Origin of the sequence: Sphingomonas naasensis (genome assembly GCF_004792695.1) — a bacterium.
In the GTDB taxonomy this organism is placed as follows: domain Bacteria; phylum Pseudomonadota; class Alphaproteobacteria; order Sphingomonadales; family Sphingomonadaceae; genus Sphingomonas; species Sphingomonas naasensis.
Map to the genome: position 1 here is coordinate 107,252 of NZ_SRXU01000002.1, position 15,890 is coordinate 123,141.

The following is a 15,890-nucleotide window of genomic DNA, read 5'->3' on the forward strand; positions in this document are numbered from 1 at the left end:
GGGCTTCCCCCGGCCCTGGTCAGGACTTCTTGCCGAACAGTCCCGAGATCATGTTGCCGACATCGTCGAGCGGATTGCCGTCGCCATCCTTGTCGAGCGCGGCGAGCAGCCCGCCCTTTTCCTTCAGCAGCTCGGCGAAGCGGCCCAGCGATCCCTCGCCGCCGATATGGCCGATAATGTCCTGAATCTTGCCGAGCGGCAGCCCGGTCGCCGAGGCGGCGCCCTGCGCGGTATCGCCGGGCTCGACATGCGCCTTGGCGAGCGCGCCCACCGCCGACTCGGCCTGTTCGGGCGAGAGCCCGACCTTGGCGGCGAGGTTCTTGATATCGACGTTCTGGGTGACCTGACCGAGAATCCCGTCCAAAATGCTCATCGCGGACCTCCTGGCGTGAACGCTCTCCGCGCCGGTCCTAGCACATCGTCGGCAAGGGCGCACGGTCGGGTTCGACGAATCCGCGCCGCGCCGCCACCGAGAACAGCCGATCGCGACTGTAGAAGCCGAGCGGCCAGTCGCGGCGCCCCATCGGCGAGCACAGCAGCGCGTTGACCCGCTCGGCGAGGCCTCCGGCGGGGCGCTCGCGCAGGAATAGCCGAACCCCCGCGACATAGGCGCGGGTGATCGTGTCGTGATAGCCATTGGCGTCGTCGTTCACGCCACCGACGCTCTCGTTGAAGCGCGAGATGATCCCGGCGATCTCGGCGTCGACATCCACATCGGGGCGCGCGGTGAGCAGATAGAGGCAGGCGGCGAGATGCGCCTCGTGCGTCCAGTCCTCGCGGGCGAGGCTGCATGCGAGCAGTCCTTCGCCGAGATGGACGATCTCGGCGTCGGAGGCGAACAGGCGGGGAGAAAAGTCGGTCATCGATCGGCTCCTAAAGACCCGATCGATGACCGGGCAAGCTCAGACGGGTTGGGGCGAGCGCGGCGCCGATTGTCGGACGCCCTCGTCGACATGGTCGGCGAACTGGGCGAAATTCTCGTTGAACAGGTCGACGAGCTTCGCCGCGGTGGCGTCGTATTGGGCCTTGTTCGCCCAGCTCTCGCGCGGATCGAGCACCGCCGGATCCACGCCGGCGACGGCGATCGGCACCTTGAACCCGAAATTCGGATCGACGCGGAACTCGGCGTCGTTCAGGCTGCCGTCGAGCGCGGCGTTGAGCAGCGCGCGGGTCAGCTTAATCGGCATGCGCGCGATCCCGGGATCGGTGGCCATGCCCCCGGCCCAGCCGGTGTTGACCAGCCAGCAATTCACCCCGCCTCTGGCGATCCGCGCCTTGAGCAGATTGCCGTATTCGGAGGGGTGGCGCGGCATGAACGCGGCGCCGAAGCAGGTCGAGAAGGTCGCCTCGGGCTCGGTCACGCCGATCTCGGTGCCGGCGACCTTGGCGGTGTAGCCCGAGAGGAAATGATACATCGCCTGCTCGGGGGTGAGCTTCGCGATCGGCGGCATGATCCCGAAGGCGTCGGCGGTGAGGAAGATGATGTTCCTGGGCACCGGGCCGAGATTGTGCTCGGACGTGTTCGGGATGAAGTCGATCGGATAGGCACCGCGGCTGTTCTCGGCGAGGCTCGCGTCGTCGAGGTCGAGCGTGCGGCGCTCGGCATCCATCACGACATTCTCGAGCACCGTGCCGAAGCGCTTCGTGGTCGCGAAGATCTCAGGCTCGGCTTCCGGCGACAGGCGGATCATCTTCGCATAGCAGCCGCCCTCGAAGTTGAAGACCGCGGTATCGGACCAGCCATGCTCGTCGTCGCCGATCAGCGTGCGGCTGGCATCGGCCGAGAGCGTGGTCTTGCCGGTGCCCGACAGGCCGAAGAACACCGCTGTGTCGCCCGCGGGGCCGATATTGGCCGAGCAGTGCATCGGCATCACGCCCCTGGGCGGCAGCAGATAGTTGAGCAACCCGAACACGCTCTTCTTCATCTCGCCGGCATAGGCAGTGCCGCCGATCAGGATCAGCTTCTCGCTGAGGCTGACCGCGATCACCGTCTCGCTGCGCGTGCCATGGCGCGCAGGATCGGCGCGGAAGCTCGGCAAATCGATGATCGTATAGTCGGGCGCGAACCCGTCGAGCGCGTCCGCCTCGGGACGCACGAGCATCGTGCGGATGAACAGGCTGTGCCAGGCGAGTTCGTTGATCACGCGCACGTTGACGCGGTGCTCGGGCTGCGAGCCGCCATAGAGGTCCTGGACGAACAGCGTCTCGCGCTGCGCAACCTCGGCGAGGAAGTCGGCCTTGAGCGCGGCGAAATGATCGGGCGTCATCGGTTTGTTGACCTTGCCCCACCAGACCGTGGCCTCGGTCTCGGCGTCGCGGACGATGAACTTGTCGTTGGCCGAACGGCCGGTGTGCTTGCCGGTGGTGACCACCAGCGGCCCGTCCCTGCCGAGCTTTGCTTCGCCGCGGCGAAGGGCGTGCTCGACAAGCGGAGCGGTCTCGAGATTCCAGAATAGCTGAGCGCCGGTCGCGATGCCCTGAGCATCGAGACCGTGGCGCGGGGTGCGCGTGGTCGACATCCAACCTCCAAGGTCGCTAGCCCCTTCCCGAGGGCGGGGCCGCGTTATCAATGCCCTGGCCATAGGCAGTCGACGCGAAACGGGTCAATCCGGGTAAGCGTTGTCAATAGATTGAGCCGCCGCCGACTTTGCTTTAACCCGTCACTGATGCTTCAAAGCCACGCACGCTGCCCGGCATGACCGCGACGATCGCGCTGGTCGATGACGACCGCAACATCCTCACCTCGGTTTCGATCGCGCTCCAGACCGAAGGTTTCCTGACCCGCGTCTATTCGGACGGCGAGAGCGCGCTGAAGGCGCTGATCGAGAACCCGCCCGATCTCGCGGTGCTCGACATCAAGATGCCGAAGATGGACGGGCTCGAGCTGCTCCGCCGGCTGCGCGAGAAGAGCGCGATCCCGGTGATCTTCCTGACCAGCAAGGACGACGAGCTCGACGAGGCGCTGGGCCTCGCGATGGGCGCCGACGACTATATCGCCAAGCCGTTCAGCCAGCGGCTGCTGATCGCGCGGATCCGCGCGATCCTGCGGCGCACCGAGGCTTCGCAGCCGAGCAGCGAGGGCGATCCGCAGGAGCCCGCCGAGATCCTCGAGCGCGGACGGCTGACGATGGATCCGGCGCGCCACCGCGTCACCTGGGGCGGCACCAATGTGACGCTGACCGTCACCGAGTTTCTGATCCTCGAGACGCTGGCGCAACGCCCGGGGATCGTGAAGACGCGCAACCAGCTGATGGACGCCGCCTATCAGGACGACATCTATGTCGACGATCGGACGATAGACAGCCACATCAAGCGTGTGCGCCGCAAATTCCGGCAGGTCGATTCCGACTTCGATGCTATCGAGACGCTGTATGGCGCCGGCTACCGCTTCTCGGACGAATAGCGAGAACGACCTCGCGCTGAAATGGTCGAACCGCGTGAGCCTCACGCCGAGGATTCTCGCGGTCAACATCTTCGCGCTCGCGCTGCTCGGCAGCGGGTTCTTCTATCTCGACAGCTATCGCAGCCGGATCGTCGACAGCCGGGTAGCCGAGGCGCGCGGCGAGGTCCGGCTGATCGCGCAGGCGATCGCTTCGGCGACGCCCGAGCGGCGCGACCTGCTGGTGCTCAGTCTCGCCCGCGATACCGGCACCCGCATCCGTCTGTTCGACGAGGACGGCAGGCTGATCACCGACAGCCACGAGCTGGGCCTGCGCAACCTCGTGCTGCGCGACCCCGACAAGGACCCGTTCAACCAGTCGACCGCGCGCTTCCTCGACGCGGTGATCGACACCGTGGCGGGCGCCGATCGCGCCCCGCTCTACCGAGAGCGCGGCCGCGACCGGGGTCTCGATTGGCCCGATGTGAAGATCGCCCGCGAGACGCATGGCACCCCCGCAACCGTGTGGCGCGCGCCCGATCGCACGCCGGTGATCACCGCCGCGGCGCCGATCACCCAGCTCGGCGTGGTGATGACCACGGTCAATGCGCGCGACATCACCCAGACGGTGCGGATGGAGCGGTTCCGGCTGAGCGTGGTGCTGCTGATCGTAGCGCTGCTGTCGATCCTGCTCTCGCTGTTCCTCGCACGGACGATCGTGCGGCCGCTGCGCCGTCTCGCCCGCGCCGCGGTGCGGGTAAGGCTGGGGCGCGCGCGCGAGGTGGTGGTGCCGCGTCTGCCCGAGCGCAGCGACGAGATCGGGCTGCTCGCCCGCGCCCTCTCCGACATGAGCCAGGCGCTGCGCGCGCGGATCGACGCGACCGAGAGCTTCGCCGCCGACGTCACCCATGAGCTCAAGAACCCGCTCGCCTCGCTGCGTTCCGCGGTCGAGGGGCTGACCAAGGTCAAGGATCCGCAGCTGCAGGAACAGTTGCTCGGCATCGTTCGCGACGACGTCCACCGGCTCGATCGCCTGATCACCGACATTTCCGATGCCTCGCGGCTCGACGCCCAGCTCAGCCGCGCCACCTTCGAGCCGGTCGATGTCGGCGCGATGATCGAGGCGCTGCTCGAGCAACGCCGCACGCGCGGGCTGCCGAACGGCGTCCGTATTCTGTTCGACCGGCGCCCGCGCGGACCGCTCACCGTGCTCGGCGAAGGCGCGCGGCTGGAGCGGGTGTTCGAGAATCTGATCGAGAACGCCGTCTCCTTCTCGCCCGCGAACGGGCTGATCGCGATCACGGCGCGCTTCGAGGGCGAAATGCTGGTCGTGAGCGTGGATGACGAGGGACCGGGCGTTCCCGAACAGGCGCGCGAGGCGATTTTCCGCCGATTCCATTCGGTCCGTCCCGAGAGTGAAGCCTTTGGTCAGCATTCGGGGCTAGGACTTGCCATCGCACGTACCATCGTCGAAGGCCATCAGGGGAGCATTTCAGTGGAAACGCGGGAGGAACGATTGCGCGGAGCACGGTTCGTGGTGCGGCTGCCCCTGGTGGAGCGCGACTGATGCCGGAGGTGCGGCTTCCGGAGGTCTCGTCCGAGACGGTGCACGGCGCCTGCGTCGCGATCGGCGGCCAAGCCGTTCTGATCGAGGGACGCTCGGGCGAGGGCAAATCCGATCTCGCGCTGCGGCTGATCGATCGCGGCGCGGTGCTCGTCGCCGACAGCCAGGTGATCTGCCAGCGCCAGGATGGCAAGCTGCTCGCCAGCGCGCCGACGCATCTCGCCGGACGGATCGAAGTCCGGGGGCTGGGCATTATCGAGATGCCGAGCGTGGAGCGTATCCCGGTGGACCTGCTGATCGTCATTCTCGACGCCCCGCCCCGCTTCCCCGAGGATACGCGGACGCGGCGGATCGCCGGCGTCGACGTGCCGGTGCTCGCGCTCGCCGCGCTCGAGCCCTCGGCGCCGATCAAGGTCGAACTCGCGGTCAAACAGGCGACGCGGTGACCCGACGACGCCCCAGACAGATCCTGCTCGTCACCGGAATGTCCGGCGCCGGCAAATCGACCGTGCTGCGCACGCTCGAGGATCTCGGCTGGGAAACCGTCGACAACCTGCCCCTGCTCCTGCTCCACCGGCTGCTCGATACGCCGCCCGGTGAAGGCGCGGACGGCGACGACGATCGGCCGCTCGCGCTCGGCATCGGCACCCAGACCCGCGGTTTCGATGCCGAGACCATCGTCCAGCGGGTCAAGAAACTGGGCGAGCAGGACGGCCACGAGATCGGCACGCTGTTCCTCGAATGCGCCGGTGCCGAGCTCGAACGGCGCTATTCCGAGACCCGGCGGCGCCACCCGCTGGCGCAGGACCGGCCGGCCAGCGACGGCATCGCCCGCGAACGCGAGCTGCTGATGCCGCTCCGGCGCTGGTCCAACCGGCTGATCGACACCACCAACCTCGCCTCGAACGAGCTCCAGCAGCAGATCCGCTCGACCTTTTCGGGCGACGGGCTGGGGCAGACGGTGCTGACGATCAGCTCGTTCGGCTTCGCCCGCGGGCTGCCGCGCGACGCCGATCTCGTCTTCGACATGCGCTTCCTGCGCAACCCGCACTGGGTGGAGGCGCTGCGCCCCGGAACCGGGCGCGATGGCGATGTTTCCGACTATATCGCCGACGACCCCGCCTATCCGGCGGCAATGGCGCAGATCGAGGCGCTGTTGCTGCTCCTGCTCCCGCGCTACCAGGCCGAGGGAAAGGCATATGTCACCGTCGCATTCGGGTGTACCGGGGGGCGCCATCGCTCGGTTCATGTCGCCGAACGGATGGCGCGGCGGTTGCGCGAAGAGGGTTTTTCGCCCACGGTGGCGCACCGCGATTTGCAGACCGCGCCGCAGGACTCGCTGGAGGGGGCCCCGGTGACCATATCAGGGGGCGGAGTTTGAAATGATTGGTTTGGTACTCGTGACGCACGGGCGGCTCGCCGAGGAGTTCGTGGTCGCGATGGAGCATGTGGTGGGCCAGCAGGAGCGGATCGAACCGATCTGCATCGGCCCCGAAGACGATATGGAAAGCCGCCGCGCCGACATCGCCGCGGCGATCGCGCGGGTCGACGAGGGCCGCGGGGTGATCGTGCTGAGCGACCTGTTCGGCGGGACCCCGTCGAACCTCGCCATCTCGCTGATGGAGGCCGGGCGGATCGAAGTGATCGCCGGGATCAACCTGCCGATGCTGATCCGGCTGGGCAGCGCGCGCAAGACGATGAAGGTCACCGAGGCCGTCGCCGCCGCGCGCGACGCCGGGCGCAAGTACATCACCGTTGCCTCCGAGGTGCTCGGCGAGGCCGCCGCGTGAGCCGGACGATGCGGAGCGTGCAGATCGAGAACCGCAGGGGGCTGCACGCGCGGGCGAGCATGGCGTTCGTCACGCTCGCGACCAGCCAGCCGGTCGAGCTGATCGTCGAGAAGGACGGCGCCAGCGCCTCGGGCACCTCGATCCTCGACCTGATGATGCTCGGCGCCGCCAAGGGCGACACGATCACGATCAGCGCCGAAGGCGACGGCGCGCACGAGGCGGTAGAGGCGCTGGTCGCGCTGGTCGAGGCGCGGTTCGGCGAGGAATAGCCCTTCCGCACATGACCGGCTAAGGGCGTCCGATGCCCCGCGAGATAACCGCCTTTTCCAACCCGTTGATCAAGCGGGTCCGCAACCTGCGCGACAAGAAGCATCGCCGCGAGGAAGGGCTGTTCCTCGCCGAGGGGTTGCGCATCCTCACCGAGGCGCGCGAGGCCGGGCGGCTGCCCGACTATCTGTTCTTCGCGAAGGACATGGCCGGACATCCGCTGGTCCGCGCGCTGGTCGCGGCGACCGAGGGCGCCGGCGGCGAGGCGATCGAGACCAACGCCGACATCCTCTCCAAGCTCTCGGGCAAGGACAATCCCGGCGCGGTGGTGGGCGTCTATCCCGAATTCGCGCTCACCCTAGACCAGCTCGACCGCGCGACCGCGCCGATCTGGCTGGTCGCCGAGCGGCTGCGCGATCCGGGCAATCTCGGCACGATCCTGAGGACCGGCGACGCCGTCGGCGCGGGCGGGCTGATCCTGCTCGACGATTGCGTCGACCCCTTCTCGGTCGAGGCGGTGCGCGCGAGCATGGGGGCGTTGTTCACCGTGCCCGTCGCCAGAGCGAGCTGGGCCGAGTTCGTGGCCTGGCTTCGTTCGGGGCCCGGCCAGCTGGTCGGGCTCAGCCTCGACACCGACCAGGACTATAAGGCCGGCCACTATCGCGCGCCGACCTTCCTGCTCACCGGCAACGAGGCGCAGGGCATGCCCGACTTCATGGCCGCGGAATGCGACCTGCTGGTCAAGATTCCGATGCTCGGCAAGGCCGACAGCCTGAACGCCGCGGTGGCGACCGCGGTGATGGCGTATGAAGTGCTGAGTAGGACGCGCGGCTAGCGTTTCTGTAGGATTTGGGCGGCCTAGAGTCGCAAGAGTCGCGATTGAACGACGCTTGCGTTGCGCGGCGGCGCAATATTGTTGCGCAACCCTGTTGGAAATTTCCGACGATTTCAAAGAGCCCGGCCAGCGAGGCTGACACCGCAAATCCTACATTGCCAGCATCCTGAACCGCAGCCGATCGTTACGGCCATGCGCCGTTCAGTCAGGCTGCGGCATTGCGGCCGGCGAAAAGGAGTGAATCGATGCGTTTCCCGACTCTGGTTGCCGCGAGCCTGATCGCGCTCACCGCCCTCCCCGCCGCGGCGCAGGCACAGGCGCAGGCCGATTACAGCGCGCGCGGCACCGAGCCGTTCTGGAGCCTGACGATCGGCGCGCGGACGATGCAGTTCGAAACGCCCGGCCGGCGCGCCGTGGTGGTGCAGACGCCGAAGGTGATCCACGGCTTTGCCGGCGAGATCTGGCAGACCCGGCGGATCGACGTGAACACCGTCCATCGCAGCTGCAGCGACGGGATGAGCGATCGCGTCTATTCGGACACCGTGACGGTCAAGGTCGACGGGCGCACCTACAAGGGCTGCGGCGGCGATGCGAGCACGCCGGCCGGGCGTGGCCGGCTGATCGAGGGCAGCTGGCGGATCGAGGCGCTGTCGGGACGGCCGGTGGCGCGCGGCACGACGCCGGACGTGACCTTCCGCGACGGCCATATCTCGGGCAATGCCAGCTGCAACCGCTTCAACGGCAGCTATGACTTCGCGCGCGGCCGGCTGACCGCGGGGCCGCTGGCGACCACCCGGATGGCGTGCATGGAGCGCGTCAAGAACGTCCAGGAGGCGACGATCCTCCGGCTGTTCGGCGAGAAGCTGAGCGTGAGCCGCAACCGCGCCGGCAAGCTGGTGCTGAGCAGCGCCGATGGCCGGACGATGACGCTGGCGCCCGAACGCGGGCGCTGACCCGGCCTGGCTAGCGGGCGATGTCGCGCACCTTCTTCCACGTCAGCGCCGAGATCTGCTTGCCGTCGTCGATGACGAACCAGTCGACCACCGCATTGCTGTGCTCGACCCGGAACACGCGATAGCTGCCCTGGGTGCCGAGGAAGTCGACCTTCTGCACATAGCCATAGCCGTCGACGATCTTGCTCTCGGCCGCGCGCTTGGGATCGGCGATCCGAAGCAGCGCCGGGCTCATCCACAGCGTCTTGGGATAGTCCTTGCGCAGCCAGTAGAGCAGGATCGTCTCCTCGAGCATCGCCCGCGAGCGCGCGTTCGCATCGGCGACGGGCGCGCTGAAGCGGATCGAATCGAAAATCCGGTTCGAATCCCCCGGCGCGGCACCCGCATCGCCCCACACCCAACCGAAGGTGTAAAGGCGGTTGTTGCGCATAACGATCAGATAGCGATGCGACGCGGGCGTGCCGAAATAGTCGATCGTGAAGGAGAAGGCGACCTCGCGCGCCGGCGAGCCCTGGAAGGTCAGCGCGCGATTGCGGATCAGCCTGAAATTGTTCAACCCGCCCCTTGCGATCTCGTCGGCGCGCATCTTGAGCAGGCCCTGCGCATCGCTGACTTCGTCGGGCGCGAAATCAGTCACGTTGAAATTGAAGCTGCTGCACCGTTCGGCGGTCTTCGCGCCGGGGCGCATGCGTTCGTCCACGGTGACGTTCACATAGCCCTGATCGAACCCATAGCTGACATGCGTATCCGTGCTGACCTCGGCACTGACCCCGAGCTTCGCATCGGTGAGCCGCTGCCATTGCGGAGCATAGCAGTTCATCTCGGCCGCCGCCGGCGTGGCGACGACCAGCACCACCGCGAGCGCAGCGATGCGCCAACCCATTCCCATTGCCATCGATCCCCCTGATTTGCCCGCGACCGCGGAGCGGCCCGTGATGCTGTCTGGAATGCGCGCGCCGCGAGGACGCGCCGAAATTCAGCTCTTCTTCGCGCGCTGCTCGCGAACATACTGGAGCTCGTTCTTGACCTTCTGATCGTCGGGGAAGAGCTCGAGGCACTGGTTGAACATCTTCTCGGCCTCGTCGAGCTTGCCCATCTCGATCAAACCATAGCCCATGCCGAACCAGGCGCGGCGAAGCGACTTCGCGCGCTGCTCCCCCTCCTCGCCTTTCGCCGCTTCGGCGGCGCGGGCATAGGTGTCGTAGGAACGCTGCCACTTCTTCTGCGCCTGATAGGCATAGCCGAGCTCGGACAGATAATGCGCATAGGACGGCGACATCGCGACGGCGCGCTCGAGGAAAGGCACCGCGGCATCGATCTGTTGCTGATCGATCAGCGCGAAGCCGCGCCCCCAAAGCGCCAGGCACCAGCCAGGACCGATCGCGATGGCATTTTCGTTCGCCCCCGCCGCGCGCAACATATAGAGAATCGTCTGCTTTTGATCCTGGGCGCAGTAGATCTTGCGCTTCTCGCCGGCATAGGCCTGCTCATATTCGGCGAGCAGCGGCGTGAGTATCGCCGTCGCCTCGGCCGCCTTGCCGGACTGGATCGCCGCGAGCGCCTCGCCGAGCTTCGCGGTGCGCGCGGCTTCTTCCGGCGTCTCTTGCGCGATCGGCGCATTTTGCGGCGCGGCTGGCGCGGCCTGCTGTAGCGCCGGGAGCGGCCGCGCCGCAGCCGGGGCCACCCCGACCAGTGCCAGCATGGCGAGCCAGTGCATTCGAATCATGGCGAACCTCCCCCTGTTCGTGCCCAAGGCTATCAGCTTGGCGGGGCGCCGTCTCGCATAGCGTGAGGACGAAGCGCGTCCGTCTCATCACGGCACATGTTCTTGCTATGTTCCATCGCCAGGCGTATGTTGCGCGCATGGCAAAGACCCGGGCCATTCGCGGCGCCACGCTCAATCGCGAAAGCACCCGCTTCAACCTGCCCGGGCGCGAGGCCGATGGCGACTGGCTGGACGATCGCGAGGCGGTGGACGGCGAAGCACCGCCGCTGCGCACCACGGTGACGGTCGAGAAGCCGAAGACGATCCTGACGCGCAACAACTCGCCCGACATCGCCTTCGATCGATCGGTGAACCCCTATCGCGGCTGCGAGCATGGCTGCATCTATTGCTTCGCGCGGCCGAGCCATGCGTTCCACGATCTCTCGCCCGGGCTCGATTTCGAGACGAGGCTGTTCGCCAAGCCCGATGCGCCGGCGCTGCTGCGCGCCGAGCTGGCGAAGCGCGGCTATGTGTGCCGGCCGATCGCCTTCGGGACCAACACCGATCCCTATCAGCCGATCGAAGGCAAATGGCGGATCACCCGCGGCTGCATCGAAGTGCTCGCCGCGTGCAACCATCCGATCACGATCACCACCAAATCGGACCGGGTGGTGCGCGACATCGACCTGCTCGCGCCGATGGCGGCGAAGGGGCTGGCGGCGGTGATGCTGTCGATCACTTCGCTCGAGCCGCGGGTGGCGATGACGGTGGAGCCGCGCGCGCCCTCCCCGGCCAAGCGGCTGGCGGCGGTGCGCAAGCTGACCGATGCCGGAATCCCGGTGTTCGTCTCGATGGCGCCGGTGATCCCGGCGATCACCGATCACGAGATCGAGCATATCCTCGAGGCCGCCGCCGAGGCGGGCGCGCGCGGCGCCTTCTTCCTGCCGGTGCGGCTGCCGCACGAAGTTGCGCCCTTGTTCCGCGCGTGGCTCGACACGCATTTCCCCGATCGCGCGGGCAAGGTGATGGCGACGATCCAGTCGATCCGCGGCGGCAAGGACAATGATCCCAACTTCCACACGCGGATGCGCGGGCAAGGGCCGTGGGCCGAGCTGCTGCGCACGCGCTTCCACATCGCGGCGAAGCGGTTCGGGCTCGACGGGGAGCGGCTGCGGCTGCGGACCGATCTGTTCCGCCCGCCGCCGGGGCCGCAGGGCGAGTTGTTCTAGAACGCCGCCGTCAATCCTGCGAAAGCGGGGCCCCATCTCCGGTGCGCTTTCCAAGCTCGACGGGGGTATCCGCGGCGCGTTGGGGAGATGGGCCCCCGCTTTCGCGGGGGTGACGAAGGGAAGATCAGCGCCTTGCTTTGGCAGCGAACAAGCCCAGCGGCACGGCGTCGGCCATCGCCTGATAGCCCGGAATCGAGGGATGCAGCCCGTCGCCCGAATCGAGGTCCTTGCGCAGCCGGGTCGGATCGGCCGGATCGCGCATCGCCGCGTCGAAATCGATCACCGCGTCGAAATTGCCGGGCTTGCGGATCCACGCATTGACCGCGGCGCGATCGGCTTCGTTGGCGGCGTCGGGGTGATAATAGGCGGAGGCGCCGTCGGGCATGATCGTGCCGCCGATCACCTTGATGCCCCGCGCGCGGGCGCGGCCGACGATCTGCGCGAGCACGCCGATCATCTCGCGGACCAGCGCGGCATGCTGCGCCGGCGTGGCCGGCGCATCGCGGGTGAGCGTGCCGAGATCGTTGATGCCTTCGAGCACCAGCAGATGGGTGACGCCCGGCGGCGCGAGCACCTCGCGCTCGAAGCGGGCGAGCGCATTGGGGCCGGTGCCGTCGAGCCGCAGCCGATTGCCGCCGATGCCGGCGTTGAGCACCGCCAGGTCGCGCGTCGCCGGATGCGCGCGCAGCCGGACCGCGAGCCGATCGGGCCAGCGGGCATTGGTGTTGGGCTGGACGCCATAGCCGTCGGTGATCGAATCGCCGAGGATCACCAGCGCCCGCGCGCCGGGAGCGTCGACCTCGACGCCCGAGATCGCGTACCAGCGCGTCGACGTCTTCGCGCCGGTCAGCGCCTCGGCCATCACTTGCTGGCCATGCGCGAAATGGCTGTGCGCGCGCGCGCCGGGATGGCCGGTCTGGCGATCCGGCGGATTGGGCAGATGGAGGCTGATCGCGAGATCGGCGCCCGCGGTAACGGGCAAGTCGACCGGATCGGAGAGATAGTCGGCGCCTGCGGGGATCGTCACCATTGCGGCGCCGCCGAAGGTCAGCGGCCGGAGCGTCGCCGGGACGATGCGCGCGCTGCTATTGTCGGCCGAAAGCGCGACGCTCGCCGCGGAAACCACCAGCGGCGCGGTGCCGAAGGCATTGGACAGCCGCACGCGCAGCCTTTTGCCGCCGAGCGTGATGCGGACGATCTGGCGCAGGGTGGCGTCGGTGAGATCCTCGGCGGGGGCGACATTCTCGTTGGTCGGCACCATCTGCGAGCTCGCCCAGCTCGCCACCCAATGCGGCTTGTCCTGCGCGATCGCCGTGCCGCCGAGGCACAGCATCGCCAGCAGGGCGATCCACCCGCGCACGCTCGTCATCCGCATCCTCCGCCGTTGATATCGCTACCATAGGGGCCGGCTCCGACGAGGCAAGATCGGCACAGGGTGTACTATTGCTCTAGGGCAGTGATCCGCTTAAGCATCGCGCATCTCTCAAGGATAATCGATGCGCTCCACTCTGCTCGCGCTCTGCGCCTTCGTCGTTCCCGCTTCCGCCCTCGCCCAGACCGCACCGCCGCTGCCCACCGGCAAGCTGCCCGACATGGCCAGGCCGATCGCCTATCGCATCGACATGACGATCGTGCCCGAGCAGGAGCGCTTCTCCGGGCATACCGAAATCGATGTCGACCTGAAGCAGGCGGCTTCCGCGATCTTCCTGCACGGCCGCGACCTGACGGTGCGCAAGGCCGTGGTGAAGATCGGCAAGCGCGAGACGCCGGTGACCTTCACCCAGAAATCGCCGACCGGGCTCGCCCAGGTCGATTTCGGGCGGACGCTGCCAGCGGGGCGGGTGACGCTCAAGTTCGACTATGACGCCGCGTTCGGCGACGGCCCCTCGGGACTGTACCGGATCAAGGTGGGCGAGGACTGGTACAGCTGGAGCCAGTTCGAATCGATCGACGCCCGCGCCGCCTTCCCGTCGTTCGACCAGCCGGGGTACAAGACGCCGTTCACGGTGAGCATCACCACGCGGCCGGGCTTCGTCGCAGTGAGCAACGCGCCGGAGCAGGGCAAGCCGGTCGCCGCCGGCAAGCTGGTCAGGCACCGCTTCGCGCCGACCGAGCCACTGCCGACCTATCTGGTCGCGCTGGTCACCGGCCCGTTCGTCACGCTGCAGGGCACCGTGCCTGCCACGGCGCAGCGCGCCAAACCGCTGCCGCTGCGCATCGTCGCGACCAAGCCCTATGCCGGGCAGATGCAATATGCGCTCGACGGTTCGAAGAAGATCGTCGCGCTGCTCGAGAATTACTTCAACCAGCCCTTCCCCTATCCCAAGCTCGACCAGATCGGCTCGCCGGTGATGCCCGGCGCGATGGAGAATGCCGGCGCCGACATCTATGGCGACGGCATATTGTTCATGGACGAGAACGCGCCGACCGAGGACAAGCAGACCTTCGGCATGGTCGTCGCGCACGAGCTGTCGCACCAATGGTTCGGTGACGTCGTCACCCCGGCGTGGTGGGACGATATCTGGCTCAACGAGAGCTTCGCCAACTGGATGGGCTATCGCATCGGCAACGAATGGCGGCCCGATCTCAACATCGGCGTGTCGGCGATCGACGAGGCGTTCGACGCGATGCAGATCGACGCGCTGGCGGCCGGGCGGCCGATCCACGAGACGATCACCAACGACGCCGATATCGACGCGGCGTTCGACCAGATCACCTATGGCAAGGGCGGGCAGGTCGTCGCGATGATCGCCGCCTATCTGGGCGAGGAGAAGTTCCGCGACGGCGTGCGGCTGCACATGCAGCGCTACCATCACGGCAACGCCACCACCGACCAGTTCTTCGACTCGCTCGCCAGCGCCGCGCACGACCCGCGCGTGCTCGCCTCGCTGCGCAGCTTCGTCGACCAGGAGGGCGTGCCGGTGGTGACGCTCAAGCGCGACGGCGGTGCGCTCACCGCCAGCCAGGCGCGCTATGCCTATTTCGGCGCGAATCTGCCCGCGACGCAGTGGATCGTGCCGGTCTGCGTGCGCCGCGCGGCGGTGCGCAGCTGCACGCTGCTCGACAAGCCGAGCGGCGCAATCGAGGCGAAGGGCGACGGCGTGATCGTGCCCAATGCCGGCGGCTGGGGCTATTATCGGTTCGACATGGACCCGGCCGACTGGCAGGCGCTGATCGCCGCCGCGCCGACGCTGCCCGAGGGCGAGGCGCTGGCGGTGACCGACAGCCTGTGGGCGTCGTTCTATGCGGGCAAGGCGCAGTTCCCGCAGCTGCTCGCGCTTTCGCGTTCGATGTCGGCGCATCCGGCCGCGAAGGCGGCGCTCGACAATGGCGAGCGGCTGCGCGGGCTGCTCCGCCGCGGGCTGATCAGCGAGGCGGCGCTGCCCGCCTATCGCAAGCTAATCGCCGACATCTACGGGCCCAAGCTCGCCGCGCTCGGCTTCGATCCGGCGGCCGGCGCGCATGCCGCCGACAGCCCCGACAAGAAGAAGCTGCGCAGCGACATGGTCCAGCTCGTCGCGGGCGCGGGCGGCGACCCGGTGCTGCGCGGCAGGCTGACCGGCGCGGCCGACGCGTATCTTGCCGGCGACGCCAAGGCACTCGACCCACAATTCGCGCTGCTCGCGCTCGCGATCGACATCGAGGACAAGGGCGTGCCGCTGGCCAGGACGGTCGCGGAGAAGAGCCTCGCCGGGCAGGATCCGATGCTCCGCCAGATCGGCTTCCAGGCGATCGGCAATTCGGGCAACCCCGAGGTCGCGCGCTGGTTCCTGGGCGAGTTCAAGGACCCGCGCCTGCCGCAGATCGGCCGGCTCTACGCCACCGCGAGCTTGCTCGGCTCCTCGCGCACGCGCGACATCGCCTCGGACTATATGCTCAGCAACTTCGACACTTTCTCGAAGGCGAGCGGCGGCGGCGGGATCTTCTCGTCGCGCGCGGCGCAGATGTTCAACGTGCTGTGCACCAACGAAGCCGCCGACGCCGTCAACGCCAAGCTGCGCCCGCAGCTGGCGAACGACAGCACGCTCGGGCTCGACCGCGCGGTCGACGCGATCCGCAACTGCGCACGGTTCAAGGACGCCAAAGCGGGTGCGGTGAGCGCGGCGGTGCTGGGGGGTAAGTAACTCCTTCTCCCCTTGTGGGAGAAGGGAGGGGCTCGCTCGCGCAG

The 15,890-nt window shown here is 67.9% G+C and carries 16 protein-coding genes; 10 read left to right on the forward strand and 6 right to left on the reverse strand.

Going from position 1 to position 15,890, the window contains the following annotated elements; translation table 11 throughout:
- Positions 1–19: 19 nt before the first annotated feature.
- The 3 genes from E5A74_RS05705 to E5A74_RS05715 are packed head-to-tail and all read right to left on the reverse strand — an operon-like array spanning position 20 to position 2,519.
- The gene (locus tag E5A74_RS05705; protein ID WP_135983311.1) at positions 20–373 is read right to left on the reverse strand and encodes a hypothetical protein; all 354 of its coding nucleotides are present in this window, start codon (positions 371–373) and stop codon (positions 20–22) included.
- A gap of 37 nt (positions 374–410) precedes the next feature.
- Positions 411–863: a hypothetical protein gene (locus E5A74_RS05710; RefSeq protein ID WP_135983312.1), complete on the reverse strand. Its 453-nt coding sequence runs from the start codon at positions 861–863 to the stop codon at positions 411–413.
- A 39-nt stretch (positions 864–902) separates the two neighbouring features.
- Positions 903–2,519: a phosphoenolpyruvate carboxykinase gene (locus E5A74_RS05715; RefSeq protein WP_135983313.1), complete on the reverse strand. Its 1,617-nt coding sequence runs from the start codon at positions 2,517–2,519 to the stop codon at positions 903–905.
- 176 nt (positions 2,520–2,695) lie between these two features.
- On the opposite strand from E5A74_RS05715, the gene E5A74_RS05720 reads away from it, so the two are divergent.
- The 8 genes from E5A74_RS05720 (at position 2,696) to E5A74_RS05755 (ending at position 8,788) form a co-directional block, all read left to right on the forward strand.
- A complete protein-coding gene (locus tag E5A74_RS05720; RefSeq protein WP_135983314.1) occupies positions 2,696–3,403 on the forward strand; it encodes a response regulator transcription factor in 708 nt (235 codons plus the stop codon).
- A complete protein-coding gene (locus E5A74_RS05725; protein WP_135983315.1) occupies positions 3,372–4,946 on the forward strand; it encodes a sensor histidine kinase in 1,575 nt (524 codons plus the stop codon). Before E5A74_RS05720 ends, E5A74_RS05725 begins: the two co-directional genes overlap by 32 nt.
- Entirely contained in the window at positions 4,946–5,389 is a 444-nt protein-coding gene (locus E5A74_RS05730) for an HPr kinase/phosphorylase (RefSeq protein WP_135983316.1), read from the forward strand. Before E5A74_RS05725 ends, E5A74_RS05730 begins: the two co-directional genes overlap by 1 nt.
- The gene (gene rapZ / locus E5A74_RS05735; RefSeq protein ID WP_135983317.1) at positions 5,386–6,324 is read left to right on the forward strand and encodes an RNase adapter RapZ; all 939 of its coding nucleotides are present in this window, start codon (positions 5,386–5,388) and stop codon (positions 6,322–6,324) included. The genes E5A74_RS05730 and rapZ overlap by 4 nt, the downstream gene beginning before the upstream one ends.
- 1 nt (position 6,325) lies before the next feature.
- On the forward strand, positions 6,326–6,733 hold the full coding sequence (locus tag E5A74_RS05740; RefSeq protein WP_135983318.1) for a PTS sugar transporter subunit IIA: 408 nt from the start codon (positions 6,326–6,328) through the stop codon (positions 6,731–6,733).
- A gap of 8 nt (positions 6,734–6,741) precedes the next feature.
- Complete coding sequence (locus E5A74_RS05745) at positions 6,742–7,002, forward strand: HPr family phosphocarrier protein (RefSeq protein WP_208411768.1); 261 nt, start codon at positions 6,742–6,744, stop codon at positions 7,000–7,002.
- A gap of 32 nt (positions 7,003–7,034) precedes the next feature.
- A complete protein-coding gene (locus tag E5A74_RS05750) occupies positions 7,035–7,835 on the forward strand; it encodes a TrmH family RNA methyltransferase (RefSeq protein ID WP_135983320.1) in 801 nt (266 codons plus the stop codon).
- A gap of 245 nt (positions 7,836–8,080) precedes the next feature.
- Positions 8,081–8,788, forward strand: a complete 708-nt coding sequence (locus E5A74_RS05755) for an META domain-containing protein (protein ID WP_135983321.1) — start codon at positions 8,081–8,083, stop codon at positions 8,786–8,788.
- 10 nt (positions 8,789–8,798) lie between these two features.
- Here the strand turns inward: E5A74_RS05755 and E5A74_RS05760 are convergent, their stop codons facing one another.
- Complete coding sequence (locus E5A74_RS05760; protein ID WP_135983322.1) at positions 8,799–9,671, reverse strand: hypothetical protein; 873 nt, start codon at positions 9,669–9,671, stop codon at positions 8,799–8,801.
- A gap of 93 nt (positions 9,672–9,764) precedes the next feature.
- On the reverse strand, positions 9,765–10,514 hold the full coding sequence (locus E5A74_RS05765; RefSeq protein ID WP_135983323.1) for a tetratricopeptide repeat protein: 750 nt from the start codon (positions 10,512–10,514) through the stop codon (positions 9,765–9,767).
- Between the two features lie 137 nt (positions 10,515–10,651).
- Between E5A74_RS05765 and E5A74_RS05770 the strand changes: the two genes are divergently transcribed.
- Entirely contained in the window at positions 10,652–11,722 is a 1,071-nt protein-coding gene (locus tag E5A74_RS05770) for a PA0069 family radical SAM protein (protein WP_135983324.1), read from the forward strand.
- Between the two features lie 124 nt (positions 11,723–11,846).
- Here E5A74_RS05770 and E5A74_RS05775 read toward each other — a convergent pair whose 3' ends face one another.
- Positions 11,847–13,097: an SGNH/GDSL hydrolase family protein gene (locus tag E5A74_RS05775; RefSeq protein ID WP_420822484.1), complete on the reverse strand. Its 1,251-nt coding sequence runs from the start codon at positions 13,095–13,097 to the stop codon at positions 11,847–11,849.
- Positions 13,098–13,218: 121 nt separating this feature from the next.
- Here E5A74_RS05775 and E5A74_RS05780 point away from each other — a divergent pair, with 121 nt between their 5' ends.
- Positions 13,219–15,846, forward strand: coding sequence for a M1 family metallopeptidase (locus E5A74_RS05780; RefSeq protein ID WP_135983326.1), 2,628 nt, complete (start codon positions 13,219–13,221; stop codon positions 15,844–15,846).
- Positions 15,847–15,890: the final 44 nt, after the last annotated feature.